This is a genomic window from Paenibacillus shenyangensis, from assembly GCF_000346635.1.
Lineage (GTDB): Bacteria > Bacillota > Bacilli > Paenibacillales > Paenibacillaceae > Saccharibacillus > Saccharibacillus dauci.
The window spans coordinates 186,299-204,539 of sequence record NZ_AOIG01000002.1 but is presented as its reverse complement, the minus strand read 5'-3'; the positions used below and the strand labels follow the sequence as shown (position 1 = coordinate 204,539).

At 50.6% G+C, this 18,241-nt stretch carries 16 protein-coding genes; 9 read left to right on the top strand and 7 right to left on the bottom strand.

Translation table 11 applies throughout. The annotated features are described in order from the left end of the window. Positions 1 to 121: 121 nt before the first annotated feature. Genes H065_RS0100935 through H065_RS0100925 form a run of 3 tightly spaced genes read left to right on the top strand, consistent with a single transcriptional unit; the run spans position 122 to position 4,315 of the window. On the top strand, positions 122 to 628 hold the full coding sequence (locus H065_RS0100935; RefSeq protein ID WP_231584371.1) for a MarR family winged helix-turn-helix transcriptional regulator: 507 nt from the start codon (positions 122 to 124) through the stop codon (positions 626 to 628). After that, positions 621 to 2,357 (top strand): ABC transporter ATP-binding protein, encoded by a 1,737-nt coding sequence (locus H065_RS0100930; RefSeq protein ID WP_017811122.1) that lies wholly within the window; start codon positions 621 to 623, stop codon positions 2,355 to 2,357. Before H065_RS0100935 ends, H065_RS0100930 begins: the two co-directional genes overlap by 8 nt. Next, complete coding sequence (locus H065_RS0100925; protein ID WP_017811121.1) at positions 2,354 to 4,315, top strand: ABC transporter ATP-binding protein; 1,962 nt, start codon at positions 2,354 to 2,356, stop codon at positions 4,313 to 4,315. The genes H065_RS0100930 and H065_RS0100925 overlap by 4 nt, the downstream gene beginning before the upstream one ends. Positions 4,316 to 4,466: 151 nt before the next feature. On the opposite strand, the gene H065_RS0100920 is transcribed toward H065_RS0100925, so the two are convergent. Further along, positions 4,467 to 5,333: a YitT family protein gene (locus H065_RS0100920; protein WP_026135968.1), complete on the bottom strand. Its 867-nt coding sequence runs from the start codon at positions 5,331 to 5,333 to the stop codon at positions 4,467 to 4,469. Positions 5,334 to 5,785: 452 nt separating this feature from the next. On the opposite strand from H065_RS0100920, the gene H065_RS0100915 reads away from it, so the two are divergent. Both H065_RS0100915 and H065_RS0100910 read left to right on the top strand, forming a co-directional pair. Further along, complete coding sequence (locus tag H065_RS0100915; RefSeq protein ID WP_017811119.1) at positions 5,786 to 6,688, top strand: diacylglycerol/lipid kinase family protein; 903 nt, start codon at positions 5,786 to 5,788, stop codon at positions 6,686 to 6,688. Positions 6,689 to 6,904: 216 nt separating this feature from the next. Then, positions 6,905 to 7,858, top strand: coding sequence for a nucleoside hydrolase (locus tag H065_RS0100910; RefSeq protein WP_017811118.1), 954 nt, complete (start codon positions 6,905 to 6,907; stop codon positions 7,856 to 7,858). Between the two features lie 216 nt (positions 7,859 to 8,074). On the opposite strand, the gene cobA is transcribed toward H065_RS0100910, so the two are convergent. The 3 genes from cobA to nirB form a co-directional block, all read right to left on the bottom strand. Further along, positions 8,075 to 8,881: a uroporphyrinogen-III C-methyltransferase gene (gene cobA, locus H065_RS0100905; RefSeq protein ID WP_017811117.1), complete on the bottom strand. Its 807-nt coding sequence runs from the start codon at positions 8,879 to 8,881 to the stop codon at positions 8,075 to 8,077. Between the two features lie 65 nt (positions 8,882 to 8,946). After that, positions 8,947 to 9,276 (bottom strand): nitrite reductase small subunit NirD, encoded by a 330-nt coding sequence (gene nirD, locus H065_RS0100900; protein ID WP_017811116.1) that lies wholly within the window; start codon positions 9,274 to 9,276, stop codon positions 8,947 to 8,949. A gap of 31 nt (positions 9,277 to 9,307) precedes the next feature. After that, positions 9,308 to 11,776: a nitrite reductase large subunit NirB gene (gene nirB, locus H065_RS24870; protein WP_017811115.1), complete on the bottom strand. Its 2,469-nt coding sequence runs from the start codon at positions 11,774 to 11,776 to the stop codon at positions 9,308 to 9,310. Positions 11,777 to 12,207: 431 nt separating this feature from the next. On the opposite strand from nirB, the gene H065_RS0100890 reads away from it, so the two are divergent. Both H065_RS0100890 and H065_RS0100885 read left to right on the top strand, forming a co-directional pair. Next, a complete protein-coding gene (locus H065_RS0100890) occupies positions 12,208 to 12,807 on the top strand; it encodes an ANTAR domain-containing response regulator (RefSeq protein WP_017811114.1) in 600 nt (199 codons plus the stop codon). A gap of 20 nt (positions 12,808 to 12,827) precedes the next feature. Next, positions 12,828 to 13,892 (top strand): anthranilate phosphoribosyltransferase, encoded by a 1,065-nt coding sequence (locus H065_RS0100885; RefSeq protein ID WP_017811113.1) that lies wholly within the window; start codon positions 12,828 to 12,830, stop codon positions 13,890 to 13,892. A gap of 227 nt (positions 13,893 to 14,119) precedes the next feature. On the opposite strand, the gene H065_RS0100880 is transcribed toward H065_RS0100885, so the two are convergent. The 3 genes from H065_RS0100880 to bacA form a co-directional block, all read right to left on the bottom strand. Continuing rightward, a complete protein-coding gene (locus H065_RS0100880) occupies positions 14,120 to 15,460 on the bottom strand; it encodes a hemolysin family protein (RefSeq protein WP_017811112.1) in 1,341 nt (446 codons plus the stop codon). 96 nt (positions 15,461 to 15,556) lie between these two features. Continuing rightward, positions 15,557 to 15,928 carry a hypothetical protein gene (locus H065_RS0100875; RefSeq protein ID WP_152425765.1) on the bottom strand — a complete coding sequence of 124 codons (372 nt, stop codon included), beginning with the start codon at positions 15,926 to 15,928 and terminating at the stop codon, positions 15,557 to 15,559. Between the two features lie 208 nt (positions 15,929 to 16,136). Beyond that, the gene (gene bacA, locus H065_RS0100870; RefSeq protein ID WP_017811110.1) at positions 16,137 to 16,973 is read right to left on the bottom strand and encodes an undecaprenyl-diphosphate phosphatase; all 837 of its coding nucleotides are present in this window, start codon (positions 16,971 to 16,973) and stop codon (positions 16,137 to 16,139) included. 33 nt (positions 16,974 to 17,006) lie between these two features. Between bacA and H065_RS28090 the strand changes: the two genes are divergently transcribed. Together H065_RS28090 and H065_RS0100860 are read left to right on the top strand one after the other, a co-directional pair. Beyond that, complete coding sequence (locus H065_RS28090; protein ID WP_017811109.1) at positions 17,007 to 17,282, top strand: hypothetical protein; 276 nt, start codon at positions 17,007 to 17,009, stop codon at positions 17,280 to 17,282. Positions 17,283 to 17,439: 157 nt separating this feature from the next. Then, a complete protein-coding gene (locus tag H065_RS0100860) occupies positions 17,440 to 18,207 on the top strand; it encodes an AIM24 family protein (RefSeq protein ID WP_017811108.1) in 768 nt (255 codons plus the stop codon). Positions 18,208 to 18,241 lie beyond the last annotated feature (34 nt).

Genomic DNA, 18,241 nt, shown 5'->3' with positions numbered 1-18,241 from the left:
TGGTGAAGTAATGGTATTATATAACTAATGATTGACAAGGATTTAATGAGAGTTATAAAATTAGGTAACCTAATAAATAGCTTAACTAAATAATAGTATATAGATCTCGGGGTGAATGACTGTGGATGAAGAACTGAAGTTTGAAGGAATATCACCAATGGGTGAAGAATTGTTGCGTGCATTCCGCCTGTTCCGCAGAGCGGATTGGCGTCAAAAGCCGGTCGCCGGATATAAGCCGAGTGAAATCATGGCCCTGATCTGTATCGGTAACCAGGAGGACTGCAAGAGCTGCGGGATTCAGGTATCTGAATTAAGTCGCATGCTGCGTGTCACGTCTCCGACCGTAACCCAGTTGATCAAAGGAATGGAAAACGACGGCTTGGTCGAGCGGAATATGGATCAGACGGATCGCCGTGCTGTTCGTGTAACCCTGACGGATAAAGGCGAGACGATCATGGATCAATCGCTGGCTGTATTCAAAACCTCGTTTGAAGGTCTGGTGGATTATCTTGGCGAGGAGGACAGCCGCAAGCTGGCCGAGCTGCTGGGACGCGTATTTGAATATTTTCAGGAACGAGTATTTGAACCGGTAGAGCCTGCCCATAAGGGAGATGGCTTCGGTGATTAAACTGTTCCGCCAGATGCAGCCTTATTATCCATTAATAGGGCTCATTCTGGTACTTACTTTTCTGCAAACGATGTCGGAATTATTTCTGCCGACGCTGATGGCGGATATTGTGGATACCGGGATTGCCGCCGGTAACACACCGTATATTTGGCGGATCGGCTCGTATATGCTTTTATTTGCTGCTGTCGGGATGCTGTGTTCTATTGCGGCGAGTTACTTTTCGGCCAAAGTCGCGATCGGCTTCGGACGTGATCTGCGCAGCCGTGTCTTTGCGCATGTAGAGAATTTCTCGCTGCAGGAATTTGACCGGATCGGTACAGCTTCGCTTATTACGCGCACAACCAATGATATTACCCAGCTGCAGCAGGTGCTGACGATGATGCTGCGCATGATGCTGATGGCTCCGCTGATGATGCTGGGCGGTCTGATCATGGCGATCTCCAAGCAGGGCCAGCTGTCGCTGATCTTCGTAGTGGTTATTCCGGTACTCGGACTGGCTATTTTCCTGATCGGTCGCAAAGGAATGCCGCTGTTCAAGGAAATGCAGACCCGCCTGGATACACTGAATATGGTAATTCGCGAGAATCTGACCGGTATCCGCGTTATTCGCGCCTTTAACCGGGATCGTTATGAAAACAAGCGGTTTGATGGTGCCAGTCGTGGTCTGGCCGATACAGCGATTAAGGTTAACAAGCTGATGGCGCTTATGATGCCGGTGATGATGATCGTGCTGAACTTCTCGATTATCGCGATTATCGGTTTTGGCAGTGTGGAGATCAGTTATGGACGGATGCAGGTCGGGGATCTGATGGCCTTTGTCCAGTATGCGACCCAGATCCTGTTTTCTTTCCTAATGCTGTCGGTTATTTTTGTCATGGTACCGAGAGCTTCGGCTTCGGCAACCCGGATCAATGAAGTGCTGGATATGCAGCCGGATATCGTAAATCCGGTGCAGCCGGTACAGCTGCAAAATGATTCCCGGCAGCCGGTTACGCTGAAATTTGACGATGTTACCTTTCATTATCCCGGCGCTGAACAACCGGCGCTGGAGCATATTTCATTCGAAGCCAGACGGGGTGAGGTGACTGCCATTATCGGGGGAACAGGGTCGGGCAAGTCTACGCTGGTGAATCTGATCCCGCGCTTCTACGATGTGAGCAGCGGCCGGATCGAGGTGCATGGAACCGATGTCCGCGAGCTGGAGCAGTCTGCACTGCGGACACGGATTGGCTATGTACCGCAAAAAGCGCTGCTGTTTACAGGCACCATCGCTGAAAATATCCGCTATGGTCATGAATCAGCGACTGAGGAAGAAATTGCTCATGCTGCACGTATCGCTCAGGCAGAGGACTTTATTTCGGAGATGCCACAAGGGTACGAGTCGGAGATTGCCCAGGGCGGTTCCAATGTGTCTGGTGGACAAAAGCAGCGTCTGTCGATTGCCCGGGCGTTGGTACGTCGTCCGGAGCTGTATATTTTTGATGACAGCTTCTCGGCACTGGATTTCAAGACCGATGCCCGGCTGCGTGCTGCCCTGCGGGCAGAGACGACCGAGGCAACGGTGCTGATGGTTGCCCAGCGGGTCAGTACGGTGATGGATGCTGACCAGATTATTGTATTGGATGAAGGCCGGGTTGCTGGTATTGGCACACACCACGAATTGATGGACAGCAGCGAAGTGTATCGTCAGATCGTATCTTCCCAGCTGTCCGAGGAGGAGATCGCATGAGTGAATCAACAAGACGCCGCTCCTCCGCGAAACCTCCGGGTGGACCGATGGGCGGACCGGGTGGCCCTCCCGGTATGTCGATGCCGGGAGCCAAACCCAAAAATTTCAAAGGTACCCTGCGGCGCCTGACTGCTTATCTCAAGCCGCACTGGATGCCGCTGACCGGCGTGTTGGTCGCAGCTATTCTCAGTACGCTGTTCAGTATCTTATCGCCGCGCATACTGGGGCTGGCAACCGATGAACTGTTTACCAGTGTAACCGGTGGCCGTGATATTAATTTTGATTATATTTTTCGTCTGCTGCTGATGCTGGGTGGACTGTATCTGTTCAGTTCACTGTTTTCCTACTTGCAGCAGTACTTTATATCCGGGGTTGCCCAGAATACCGTCTACGAGATGCGCCAGGAAGTCAAAGGCAAGCTGACCCGCCTGCCGCTGCGTTACTATGATCGGCAGACACATGGAGAAGTACTGAGCCGGGTAACCAATGATATGGATAATATCAGTACTACTCTGCAGCAGAGTCTGACGCAGATGATTACGTCGATCGTTACACTGGTCGGGGTGATCGTCATGATGCTGACACTCAGTCCGTTGCTGACGCTGATCACTGTACTCACGATTCCGCTCAGTCTGATTGTGACTATATTTGTCGCCAAGCGTTCGCAAAAGCATTTTGCCGGACAGCAGGCGGCACTGGGACGTCTCAATGGTCATGTGGAAGAACTGTACACTGGTCATCCGATCGTCAAGGCATTTGGCCAGGAACGCAAAGCCGTCCAGGAATTTGATACGCTGAATAATGAATTGTATGATTCCGGCTGGAAAGCGCAGTTTATTTCCGGCACGATTATGCCCTTAATGAACTTTGTCAGCAATATCGGTTATGTGCTGATCTGTGTCGTCGGCGGGATTATGGTAACACGCGGCAGTATCGGTATTGGCGGGATTCAGGCTTTTATCCAGTATGCGCGCCAATTCTCCCAGCCGATCACCCAGCTGGCCAATATCTCGAATATTATCCAGTCGGCAATTGCGTCGGCAGAACGGGTATTTGAGGTGCTGGACGAGCAGGAAGAAGAAGATCATCTGATCCAGGCGCAAGTGATAGCAGCTGATAAGGGGAAAGGCGAGTCCACTGCATCTGCAGTAGGGCAAGCAGGGGCAGCGCAATCAGCGGTAGCACAGATACTATCACCAGCAGCGCGACCGGGCTTCCGGGCCAATGTGGATTTTGAACATGTACAATTCGGCTACAAGCCGGATCAGCTACTTATTCAGGATATGAATATTCATGTGGAAGCCGGTCAGACAGTAGCAATTGTCGGACCAACGGGTGCCGGCAAGACGACACTAATTAATCTGCTGATGCGGTTCTATGAGCTGAATGGTGGACGCATTCTGATCGACAGTCAGGATATCAAGGAACTGTCACGCAGCGAGCTGCGCAGCCTGTTCGGTATGGTACTCCAGGATACATGGTTATTTGGTGGTACAATCCGCGATAATATCGCTTACGGCCGTGAACATGCGACCGAAGCGGAGATTATGCAGGCTGCCGAAGCAGCGCGGGCGGATCATTTTATCCGTACGTTGCCAGAGGGTTATGATACCGTGCTGAATGAGGAAGCTTCGAATATTTCACAGGGTCAAAAGCAGCTCCTGACGATCGCACGCGCTATTCTGGCGAATCCGTCGATCCTGATTCTGGATGAAGCGACGAGCAGTGTAGATACACGAACTGAGGTGCTGATCCAGCAGGCGATGAATGAACTGATGAAGGGACGCACCAGCTTCGTGATTGCTCACCGCCTGTCCACGATTCGTGGAGCGGACCTGATCCTCGTCATGAACCATGGCGAAGTGATTGAGCAGGGAACGCATGAGGAGCTGCTGGAACGCGGCGGATTCTATGCCGATCTGTACAACAGCCAATTCTCCGGACAGACAGCCGGCTGAGAATAGCAAGCCTGCTATGAGACACACTAAAGTGAAAATATCGATAAAATAGCAGAAAGTTAACCAGCTTTCACTGATTGGATGCCAAAAAAGCCCCCTGATACGATATCAAGGGGGCTTTTGCTATAAAGATAGGGCAGAGATGATGTGATTAGTGAATACTCTTCTTCTCGAAATTCCCGCCGATAACTTCACTCACATGTTCTACCGCGAGGAAGGCTGTTGGATCTACATCATGTACAATGTTGCGCAGTTTGGCGAGTTCCAGACGGCTGACGACGCAGTAGATGACCTGGGTGTCTTCCTTGGAATAACCGCCTTTGGCATACATAAAAGTAGTGTTGCGTCCGAGACGGTCCATGATCGCCTGGGAGATTTCTTCGTACTCCTGGGAGATGATCGTGACCGATTTGGATTCTTCCAGACCTTCGACGACAATATCCATGACCTTGGCTGCAATATAATAGGTGAAAATGGAGAACATTGCAGAATCCCAACCAAACACGAATCCGGCAGCAGCAAAGATAAATACGTTGATAATCATAACGATCTGACCGACCGGCATGTGGAACTTCTTGGATAATAGGATAGCCACGATCTCGGTTCCATCGAGCGAGCCGCCGAACCGGATGACGAGTCCAATCCCGAAGCCGAGGATAACGCCGCCGAACATGCTGGCGAGCATCTTGTCATCGGTGAGGGCCGGCACATGGTGCAGATAAGCAGTCATGAAGGACATCACAGCAATCCCGTATAAGGTAGAAAAAGCAAAGGTCTTCCCGATCTGCTTGTAGCCGATAACCAGGAAAGGCACGTTAATAACAAAGATGAATATACCGAGCTGAATCGAAGACAGCTCTGATAAAATAATCGAAATACCCGTGATTCCGCCATCAATTACACTGTTCGGAATCAGGAAAATCTCCAGGGCAACTGCCATCAGCACGGCACCTGTAGTAATAAAAATGAACTTGGCGAGCAATTGGGCAAAGCTAAGCTTACGGTGTTTTCTTGGCATACGCAATCCTCTCTCTCCAGTAATGTAGGCAGGATTGTTGATTAATTCCATAAGCGCTGCAATAGCATTCCTGCTGATCACCATGCGGGTCGCAGGCCGGGCCAAGATACAGGAATAAAGTAAATACAGTTCAGATGTTTGAACACCCCTGTAATATACGTAAATATACTGTAGACCCGATAGCGGCTGTATCGAACTATTCAACAATATTTACTTATCTCAAATTAAGAATGATAAGCTACCTATATAAATTATATCATAAAAAAAGCTGCAAGCCCAATAAAAAGCAAAATTTAATCAATTTTTCGCAAAAAAGGCGAATTTCATGACTAATTCCTATTATATCTCACCCAATCAATGAAAATATACAGAAATGTCTTGAAATCGTTTACGATTTATAAAAATGGTTTTACAACTTTGCTATTTAATAGGAGAGACAGGAGGAATATACGATGTATACAAGAGGCTTATTTATCTATAACGGTAATGCAGGTTCGGTAGATAGCACCCAAGTCGGAGATGTACTGGGTATTCTGTCGACGGAATTGCCGGAACTAAGTGTACGACGCACGAGCGAGCCAGGCGAAGCCGAGCGAATCTGCCGCGAAGAGGGTGAGCAGTATGATGTACTCTATATTCTGGGCGGAGATGGTACGGTACATGAATGTGTAAACGGATTGGCTGTGCTGGAATCACCACCGGTAATCGGGGTACTGCCAGGCGGAACATGCAATGACTTTTCCAGAACGCTCTGGATGCCGCAGCAGCTGCCACGGGCAGCAGAGGTGCTGAACGAACGGTGTACCCGTACGCTGGATATCGGCACGGCGAACGGACATTATTTTACCAACTTCTACGGGATCGGTCTGATCTCCGAGACGTCACAAAATATCAATTCGGATATCAAAGGTACTTTTGGCAAATTGGGCTATTTCCTGAGCACCCTGCAGACGGTCCGTACCGCAGAGCCGTTTCAGTTTGAAATGAGCCATGACGGAGGAGAAATCGCCGGTGAAGCGGTTATGATCTATGCAGCCAACGGACGTTATCTGGGTACCAATCCGCTGCCGTTTCATGAGGAATCGCTGGAGGATGGGCTGCTGGATGTACTCATTATCCGTGAAGCAGGACTGCCGCTGCTACGCGAACTGCTCAGCCGCAAAACGCCGGGAGAATGGAGTCCGGAGAGCAGTACGATCGAATATATCCAGACGAGCCGCCTCACGATCCGCACATTGCAGCCGATGCCTGCGGATACCGATGGAGAGATTTATCTGGAGACGCCTGCAGAGCTGGGGGTATTGCCGGGCAAGCTGACTTTTCTGGTTGGAGAACAGCCGGTTTCAACCTGGTAAACCAGTATCTACAGCAGCGAATCAGGGAACTGACTCTGGCGATTCTGTATAATATCCCCCATAATAGGAGAAAGCAAGGCAGAGACGAAGCGATCCTGTACCAGACATAAAAAGATGGATAAAAGAGAGCGCTTATATGGATAAAAGCGCTCCTTGGTCCGGTATGATGCAGAATCGTTTCGTCAATCAGTATGAAAACTGGGGGAATAGAACAATATGTCACAGATTCAATCCGTATACTTTAATCATGATGCCGGTGTGGATGATCTGGTATCGCTGTTTATGCTGCTGCAAATGGATAATGTGCGCCTGACCGGTGTCTCGGTTATTCCGGCTGATGGTTATCTGGAACCGGGAGCTGATGCCAGCCGCAAAATTATCGACCGTTTTGGTCAATATGCACCGGAGACGGCCAAGTCCAACTCCCGTGGCAAAAATCCATTCCCGCCGGCCTGGCGTATGCATACTTTCTATGTAGATGCACTGCCGATTCTGAACGAATCCGGTACGATGGAAGCGCCGCTGTCCGACCTGCCGGCTCATCGTCATATGATTCGTCAGCTGCTGGCGACCGAAGGCAAGACGACGCTTCTATTTACCGGACCGCTCACCGATCTGGCGCGTGCGCTGGATGAAGCACCCGAGATCGAAGAGAAAATCGAAAAATTGGTCTGGATGGGCGGCGGATTCGAACGCGGTAATGTGGATGAACCCGAGCATGATGGAACAGCCGAATGGAATGTATTCTGGGACCCGGAAGCGGCGCATCGCGTCTGGCAGAGTGGGATCGAGATTGATCTGGTTGCTCTGGAGAGTACGATCAAGGTACCGCTGGATCTGAAGATCCGCAAGCGCTGGGCTTCCGAGCGCCGGTATGAAGGTGTCGATTTCCTCGGCAACTGCTATGCCTGCTGTCCACCGCTCGTGCATATAGAGAATAACTCCACCTATTATTTCTGGGATGTGCTGACAACGCTGTCGATCGGCAAACCGGAACTGGTGAGCAAAAAGACAATCAACTGTATTGTGATCCCGGACGGTCCTTCCCAGGGCAGAACGGTAGAACAGGCAGATGGACGCCCGGTGAATCTGGTCTATGATACCGATCCGCAGGCTTTCTCCGACTATATGATTGCACTGGCTCAAAAGGCAGCACCTGCGCGGTACTGATTGCTGCAGCAAATAGTCGAACTCCTATGTATACAGAAATATTGAAAAAAGCTGTTCCACACGTATCGATCAGGATACACAAGGAACAGCTTTTTTTATGGCAGTTAGTTGGCATCCTCTTTTGTAAGCATGTACTGAGAAGCAAAGTTCGCATTCTGTTTTATGACATATTGGAATCAGACCGGCATTATCTCGCCCAGCAGTCATCCTCGGTATTCAGCCAATCATCGTCCGGGCTTGCTGCTGAATCTGCTGCAGCTGTTCCCGTATCCGAACCACCTCGCCGACAATAATCAGCGCCGGATTGCCTAGCTGCGCTGCTCCGGCAATCCGAGCTATATCCTCCAGTGTACCGGTCAGCACTCGCTGCACTGAAGTCGTTCCATTCTCGATAACGGCAACCGGTGTAGCTGAAGGGCGACCATAACGAACCAGTTCGCTGCAAATCTGCTGCAGCTGACTGACTCCCATATAAATAGCCAGCGTATCCACACTCTGGGCGAGCAGATCCCAGCGTACTGCATTTCCTGCTGCATCGATCATGCCTGTGTCGCTGCCGCTCTCCGGCTGCGCCCGACTGGCTGTAACACAGGCAAAGGAAGTCGCAATACCACGGTGGGTCAGCGGAATATCCGCACTGGCTGCTGCACCGATCGCTGCAGTAACACCGGGGACAAACTCATAATCGATTCCCCACTCCTGCAAAAAAAGTGCTTCTTCACCGCCGCGTCCGAATACAAGCGGGTCGCCACCTTTGAGCCGTACGACATGCTGACCGGCCGAAGCATATTGCAGCAGTGTGCGATGAATTGCCTGCTGGCTCATATGATGCAGACCGGGAGATTTGCCGCAGTAGATGCGCCGTGCATCCGGACGTGCGTACTGCAGCAGTTCCTCGCTGACGAGCCGGTCGTACAGGATAACATCAGCCTGCTCGATTCGCCGCAGCGCTTTGACAGTGATTAACTCCGGATCTCCCGGTCCTGCGCCGACAATACTTACTTTTCCCAGAGTTCGATTCATCGCCAGGCCTCCTTTTGAATATAGAACTGCATTGCAGTGGATCTAAGCAATCTGACTGCTGTAGTCTAGCGGGCTGCCAGCGTAGGGAGGGTGATATAGATCGAGCCGCTGCTTTCGTCAATCTCGGTGGGAAAGGTATTCACACAGCCCTCATCCGGGTCCTGTACTCTACCGCTGCGCAGCTCGATTTTCCAGTCATGCAGAGGACAGTGGACCGTTGTACCGCAGACCATGCCTTCTGACAGCCTGCCGCCTTTGTGGGGGCAGCGATTCTCGACAGCATGAATACTGCCGTCACTGAGACGGAACAGCGCGACCTCTGTATCTCCCAGGGTGAAGGTACGTGATCCTTTGACATCAATATCCGAAATGTGGGCGATTTGCATTCTGTTCATCGCTGATCCCTCCTTGGAGTTATATCCTGAATTAGTGGCCTGCCGGTGACGATCCGCTCAGCGCTGCCGCTCCATTCAGGTCTTCAAAGTTTTTGCGCAGGCTGTCATTATCGATAATTTTTTTCCATGGATCGGTGGTGTAACTCAGTGTCTCTTCCAGACGGCTGACCAGTTCCTGGCGAACCGCTTCATCCGCGAGCTTCACCTTGATCGGCTCCAGACCGACACGCTCAACCCAGGCTGCCGTACGCTCATTCCAACGGGCACTTTCGCGATAATACTGGAGGAAGGCAGAGCTCCATTCCATAACTTCATCTTCCGTCTTCACGGTACAGAGCAACTCGCCGGCACGAATCTTCACGCCGCCGTTACCGCCTACATACAGCTCCCATGCGCCATCCAGAGCGACGATCCCCACATCCTTGATACCGGATTCGGCACAGTTGCGTGGACAGCCGGAGACTGCCAGCTTGACCTTGGCCGGTGCATCCATGCGCTCGAATGCTTTTTCCAGCTTGATGCCCATACCCATCGCATCCTTGGTACCGAACCGGCAGAAGGTATCTCCGACGCAGGTTTTGACCGTACGCAGTGTTTTACCGTAGGCATGACCGGATGGCATATCCAGCTCTTCCCAGATCTTCGGCAGGTCTTCTTTTTGAATACCCAGCAGATCGAGCCGTTGTCCACCGGTGAATTTGACCAGCGGCACATTGTATTTTTCTGCGACAGCAGCGATTTTCATCAGATCGGCGGGTGAAGTCACGCCGCCATAGATGCGGGGTACGACCGAGTAGGTTCCGTCTTTCTGGATATTGGCATGATAGCGTTCGTTGGTGAAGCGGGATTCTTTTTCATCCTCATATTCACCCGGCCACAGCATTCCCAGATAGTAGTTGAGGGCCGGGCGGCACTTGGAACAGCCTTCCGGCTCGGACCAGTCCAGCACATTCATGACTTCCTTGACTGTTTTGAGTCCCATTCGCTGAATTTCGGAGACAACTTCATCCCGATCGAGTGAGGTACAGCCGCAGATGCCCTCTTTGACAGCAGCACCGGCATTTTCTCCGGCGTACAGCTGCAGCAGTCCCTCAACGAGCGGGGCACAGCCGCCGCAGGAAGCAGAAGCTTTGGTACAGGCTTTGAGCGACTTCATACTGGTGCAGCCTTTGTTCTGTACCGCATCGGCTACTGTGGCTTTGCTGACGCCGTTACAGCCGCAGATGATCTCATCATCCGGCATTGCTTCGAGGCGCTGCAGCGGCGATACTGCTGATGCACCAGCGGCAGGTTGTCCGGTCAGCAGTTCCTTTTCCCTGCCGCTGACAGATTCACCGCTTTTGATTAGAGAGAAGAGAGAAGCACCATCGGAAGTGTCTCCGAACAGTACGGCGCCGATCAATCGGCCATCCCGCATCACGAGCTTTTTGTAAATGCCATCGATATCATCCTGTATTCGCAGGGAGCGTGTCTCGGGTGTATCCTGGAATTCGCCGGCAGAGAATACATCTACGCCGGATACCTTGAGCTTGGTGGAAGTCACCGAACCTTCATAAGGAAGTGTCTCTACACCGGCAAGTCGCTTGGCGAGTACGGTTCCCTGTTCATACAGCGGGGCCACCAGTCCATAGCCGATGCCGCGGTGTTCGGCGCATTCGCCGACAGCGGAGATTCCCGGTACGCTGGTGCGCATATAATCATCTACAATAATACCGCGTCCGATCTTCAGTCCGGCAGATTGCGCCAGCTGAATATTGGGACGTATACCGACAGCCATGACGACCAGATCGGCTTCCAGTGATGTGCCATCGGTGAATCGCAGTCCCTGTACCCGGCGTTTGCCGGTGAGTTCGACGGTACGCTTTTGCAGCAGGAACTTCATACCCTGAGCTTCGAGCTCCTGCTGCAGCATCAGTCCAGCCGGACGATCGAGCTGCCGATCCATCAGATGTTCATTGATATGAATAACTGTGACATCCATACCCAGATTGAGCAGACCGCGAGCTGCTTCCAACCCGAGCAGACCGCCGCCGATGACAGCAGCCTTTTGGTGGGTACGGGCTGTCTCCATCATCGTCTCGCAATCTCTAATATCCCGGAAGCCGATGACGCCGTCTTTGTCCGAACCCGGCAGCGGCGGGATAAAGGCGCTGGAGCCTGTAGCCAGAATCAGTTCATCATATTCGGCTGTAATGCCTTGGGAGGATACTACCCGGCGGGCTGCCGGATCGATTCGTACAATCGGGTCACCGGTATGCAGCGTAATCGCATTGTCGGTATACCAGTCCAGCTGATTAATGATGATATCGTTCATATCCGCTCCGCCTGCAAGCACGGAAGACAGTAGAATACGATTATAGTTAGGATGCGGTTCTGCACCGAAAATGGTAATTTCATAAGTCTGCGGAGCCAGTTTGAGCAGATGTTCCAGCATGCGTACACCGGCCATTCCATTGCCTGCCAGTACCAGTTTTTTGATCGGTTGGTTCGTCTCTCTCATGCGAATCTCTCCCTCCAGGTATTCCATTCATCTCTTTTCTGTGGCTAAGCGACTGCGTGCTGACTGAACGGACGACAGATCATAAAACCGGTAAAAATAAAAAGCCTGTCCGGTTATACGGCAGGCAGGCGCAGATATGGCGCAGCATGCAGTATAACGGAACAGGCTTCATTGCCGTCCTATCAGATACATCGTTGTATCCTTTCGTTTACTTATGCGCTAACTATAAGACATGTATAACTATGTGTCAATATAAATAACATAAAAATTTTATTTGAAATTAGAAGTTAATTATGTTTACATGAAAAATAGAAAATGATTTATTTCATTTCGTTTCAAACGATAATTTATCCATATAAAAGCTTATTCTTCAATAACATGTAACCTTTTCTGCTGTATAGATAGACTGGACAGGAGGGAGTATCTGTATAATGCGTTCCTTACTCGTTATTCGAATGGAAAATATCATAAGTGATCCGAATCAGGCGGCATCGGGCCTATTTCCCGAGATGATGCTGGAAGAGAACGGTTATCAGGTACAGGTCGTAGATGGAGACAGCTCTGCCCGTGTACTCCGACTGCTCGGTGAAGCCGATGCGGCGGTACTGGATCTTCCGATTGAGGAGATCCCCGAATGGGAAAAGCTGCTGTCGCAATCCCGGCCGATCCCATTATTGTGGTGGTGCAGTCAGCAGACCGCTTCATCATCTGCAGAAGCCTGCGAGACCGAGATTGCGATTGATGGCATTCTGACTCCCTCGATGCGTGACCGTGAGTTGCATTGGGCCCTGCATTTTGCAGCCAAGCAGTGCATGGAGCGTCAGCAGTGGGCAAGTGAGCGCAAGCAGCTCCAATCCCGGCTGGAAGAACGCAAGTGGATTGATATGGCCAAAGGTATCCTCGCAGACATGAAAAACATTTCCGAAGCAGAAGCCTATGATCTGCTACGCAAAAAAGCGATGAACGAACGCAAACGTATGGTCGACGTGGCAACAGCGATTGTCAAAGCCCATCAGCTGCTGCAATCGTAAAGCAAGAGGAGGAATCTGACATGAACATGACCGAGATAATCAAGGAAGTCGGGCGCGGCAAGCGCGGTTCCCGTGATCTGAATTACGAAGAGTCGCTGCATGTTGCCAGTATGATAATGAACAGACAGGCCTCCGATGTACAGATCGGTGCCTTCTTTATGGCAGAACGCATGAAAATAGAAAATGTCGACGAATTGCAGGCTTTTGTAGATGTATGCCGTCAGCTGTCCAGACGCACTCCTCTTCGCAGAGGCGGTCTGGATTGCGCAGGACCATATGATGGACGACTCAAATCCTTTATTGCCGGATTTGCTACGTCATTTGTATTGGCAGCGGCAGGAGTGCCGGTTACGCTGCATGGCAGTGAGCCGCTGCCGCCCAAATGGGGAGTCACCCTGCCGGTACTGCTACGCGAGATGGGCGTCGATACCGATCAACTTACCCGTGATCAGGCGCTACATGCGGCTGGTGAGACCGGGTTGTTATTTGTTGCAGCCGAGCAGTGGTGTCCGCCGCTTGGCGATCTGCGGGTGCTGCGCGAAGAGATTGGCGTGCGTACCGTGCTCAATACGGCAGAGAAATTGATGAATTACAGTCAGGCGCCTTATCTGGTTTATGGCGTTTTTCATAATACTTTTTTTGAGCGGATGTCCAAGCTGCTGCTGCGCCTGGATTATGAACGGGCTTTTATCGTCCAGGGTCCGGAAGGATCGGAGGATCTGTTTATTGATCGTCCAACTCGTACGTATCGGGTGGAGAATGGGGAATCCCAACTGGAGATTATTGATCCCGAAGCCTACTTTCTCGATATGTCGGTACCGGAGATGGACTGGACAGCGGCGGAGCAGATCAGGGTGACCGAGCAGGTGCTGACCGGCACGGCCGATCGGGCTTTTATTCACCAGGTGCTGCTGAACAGCGCTTATCGCCTCTATCTGGCTGGTCGGGCCGATTCAATCGAGCAGGGTGTGTATGATGCCAAAGCCCTGCTAGAGAGCGGGCAGGCCCGTCAGCTGTATGTGCAGTGGGGAAGTCTGATGCGCGGCGAACAGCCGAACATGCTGCCGACCGGCAGTATCCATTAAGAAATGATACATGTATGGACACGCAGTTATACACAGCCTGATGCGATGCAGGGTCAGTACATGGGAATCTCGACAAGTAGGCGCCTTCTAATATTTTCACACGATAAAAACAAAACAGCCGCTTCACCGAAAACCGGGAAGCGGCTGTTTTGTTGTATTCTATTCGATACCATCGATACCAACAGGCTACCGATCCTGCGATCAGTTACCAGCTGGTATCATGGTTGTTATTCATTCTCTTCGTTGATCTCGTTTTCGGAAGTCACCGGATGACGAGTGATCTCCAATTTGCGGTAACGACGTACACCACGACGCAGAACACGAATACTCAGGTTCTCGAATTCGTACACGGCACCAGCCGGAAGATCCGGACGCTGTCCGTATAACCAGCCGCCGATCGTATCGAGTTCTTCATCGTCCAGCTCGATATTCAGAATATCATTGACCCGGTTGATAAATACTTTACCATCCACAATCAGATGATTCTCGTCAATGCGCTGAATCTCGTCTTCTTCGTCTGCATCGAATTCGTCGCGGATCTCGCCGACGATTTCTTCCAGAATATCCTCGATTGTGATCATACCCGATGTTCCGCCGTACTCATCGACCAGAATGGCAATATGCGTACCTTCCAGCTGCATCCGTTTCAACAGATCCTTGACCGGAATGGTCTCAGATACCGACATCACCGGATGGATCAGGGAAGCTACATGCAGATTCGCCTGCTCTTCGGCAGCGAGGAAGAACTGCTTGGTGTTGATCATACCGACAATATTATCCTTGCTGCCTTCGGCAACCGGAAAACGGGTGTACTGTTCTCTGCGGATAATCTCGCGATTCTCTGCAGGCGATTTGTCGGTGAACAGACAGACCATATCAGTACGCGGTACCATCAGTTCCTTGGCAATCATCTCGTCAAAAGCAAAGATACGGCTGACATAGCCAAATTCGCTCTGGTTGATCTTGCCGCTCTCATAACTCTCGTTCAGAATGATCTGAAGTTCCTCTTCTGAGTGGGCTTCTTCATTCTCGCTGGCAGGTTTCAGACCAATCACGCGACATAGAGCATTCGCGGATCCGTTCAGCAGCCAGATGAACGGGTACATGATACGGTTGAAAATAATAATTGGGCGCGCTGTATACAAGGTAACAAGTTCGGCTTTGCGCAGGGCGACGGTTTTCGGCGTCAATTCACCGACAACCACGTGGAAATAGGTAACCAGGATCAATGCAATGGCATACGACAGGATATGTGACAATGCCGCAGGCACATTCAGATCATGGAAGACCGGTTCCAGTACCGCTTCAACCGTTGGCTCCCCGAGCATACCGAGGCCGAGTGCAGTGATTGTAATACCCAGTTGACATGTAGACAGATAGGCATCCAGATTGGAGATTACTTCTCTGGCCGAGCGGGCTTTTTTGTTACCCTCGGCCATGAGCTGATCGATCCGGCTCGGACGTACCTTTACAATAGCAAATTCCACTACAACGAAAAACGCCGTGAAAATAATCAAAATAACGAACAAGGTCAGATTAAGACCTATATTTATACTACCGTCTGACAAAAAAATTCTCTCCCTTCGTGCGCTGTGCGCACCGATACAATTTGAGTTAGGATAAACTGCCGCCATAGGACGGCTTCGTTACGACCGTATGATTCGCTATGAATAGCGCACGGGCACATCATCCATATAATTGGACCGGTACTTGAGCGCAGCCAGAAGCAGACGCTTAAGCAGAAGGGGTATAGAGGAAAGCAGATGAGTGCGGTCTATTGCTACAATCCGTGTCATACCCGCAAAAAGGGCAGTTAACGACATTATCGCCGGCAGATTGGGCAAAGGATTGCCGTCATCTGTATTACAGGCATAACGTGCCGTTCCGAATGACATATTGCACGGATTGATACCGTTTGTTACGGCAAAGTCATAGTCTGTCTCGTCTGTCGATTGAAACGGCAGACAGAACAGCAGCATGACCAGGCTAAAGAGCAGTGCACTCATCTGCCGCCTTCGTGAAGGTAAATTATCCAAGTAGCATCTCCCATTTGTCGGGACGGTTAGACCGTCCATTATCGTAATCTCTATGCCGCTCAGGCACAAAAATGACATTAATTAAAGTTATACGTATTCTACAGGATATCGTTTCAAAAACCAATGTTCTTTTTAATCCAATAGGCGGTAAAATGAAAAATGGCATCGCCGCAAGAGCAGCAGATGCCATTTTTAGCAGTTCGGCAAATTATCTTGCCAGCAGGATAAAGAATATAATTGCCAGTACAAAACGGTAGACGGCAAATACAGTCAGAGAAAGGCGTTTGAGCAGGCTCAGGAACGTTTTGATTGCGATCATCGCTACGATAAATGCAGTGATAAATCCGGCAGCGAAGAATCCAAAGTCGTCCATGCTCAGGAATTCGGCACTCTTGTACAGGTCATAGCCTGTAGCACCGAACATGACCGGTACGGAGACAAGGAAGGTAAATTCAGCTGCAGCGACGTGGGATACGCCGAGCAGGATACCACCGGAGATCGTCGATCCCGAACGGGAGAAGCCCGGCCACAGTGCCAGACACTGGAACAGACCGATACCAAAAGCCTGCTTGTACGTAATATCATCGACCGTCATATTGCCGGCACTGCGGCCTTTGCGCCACTCGGCATAGATCATCAGCAGGCCGCCGACCACGAGGCTGTAGACAACCGTCTGCGGGCCGAATAGATACTTTTTGATCATATCATGCAGCAGCAGTCCCACTACAACAGCCGGCAGCATGGCTAGTGCGATATGTAAGATATTGAGACGATGGGGAGCACCCGGGCGATTGTCCTGTTTGAGACGGCCGCGGAACAGATCGGGAATCGTCATCAGGATATCGATAAATTTGCGCCAGTACAGAACGACAACGGCGAGTACGGCACCAAGTTGTACGACAATTTCAAATGATTTGACCTGCTCGGAGTTCTCGTCCAGTCCCAGCAGAAAAGCGGTCAGGATCATATGACCTGTACTGGACACGGGAAGGAACTCGGTGAGCCCTTCAATAATACCCATAATAATGGCTGAAATAATATCCACGAATGGACCTCCTTTGGATGTGTATTTGCATGGATGGCAAATACCTGGCTTGGTTTACAACAAGATGGATTTTATGGCCAACATGATGTTCGGTTTGCGAAGAGCAAACCACGCTTCTACCATAGTATGAGAAAAAGTAGGTGGCAGTCAATTTGCCATCTGTCCGTTGACAGACCGGAATTTTGGTCTGCCGGACCGGGTGATGAACTGAAAGCACTAGGACAGGTAAGTTATTCAGCAAAAGGAATCGCTTACATTGAATCTGGAGGTTACTTTATAATAGGAATGGGGTCGAAAGCTGTCGATTAATTTATTTGTGACAAAAAGGAATAAATTTCAAAATTCCCGGCATTGCTTATGAATATACTTCCGTTAATATTAGAAATAGGTGTTTGATCATTTTGTTGCAGTTGTGTTTACGGATATCTATTGTGGATATCTTATTATCTCAAAGGAGTGATTGGATATGGCATTTGTAATTAATAATCTGACGGATAACAGCAATACGGTAATCAAGGAAAAGCTCGGTAGCTTTACCGTTCTGGAATATATAAAGGATCTGAGTACAACCTCGGTGATGGACGCTACGGCGCAATATTATATGTCCCATAGCAATATGCATCGCAAGCAGCTAATGATCGAACTGAACAACAGCGAGATTATGATGAAAGCAGGCGCCATGCAGTACACGGTCGGCCGGATGGAGATGACCACAGGGATCAAGGATGCCGGCGGAGCGGTACGAAGCTTTTTTGGCGGGGCAGCGAGTGGTACAGGAGCGATCAAGCCTCTCTATAAAGGAACAGGGACGATTCTGCTGGAGCCTACATACAAGTATATCTGGCTGATCGATGTAGATAATGATGAAGTTGTTATTGAAGATGGGCTGTTCCTGGCCTGTGAGACATCCCTGCGAATCGGCGTGACAGCGCGCAGTAATCTGTCCTCGGCCGTACTCGGCGGAGAAGGGCTGTTCAATATGAGCGCGAGCGGCAAGGGGGTTATCGCACTCGAAGCGCCGATTCCATCCGAAGAGGCCGTTGTCGTCGAGTTGCAAAATGATGAACTCAAGGTAGATGGCAACTTTGCGATGATGTGGTCGAATTCGCTGAACTTTACGGTAGAGCGCTCCGGCAAGACCCGGCTTGGTTCAGCTGCGTCCGGTGAAGGACTGGTTAACGTGTATCGCGGGACCGGCATGGTTTGGCTCGCACCGCTGGCAGCTTACAGCTGATTTGTAAGCGGACAGATCCTCTTTTCAGAAATAA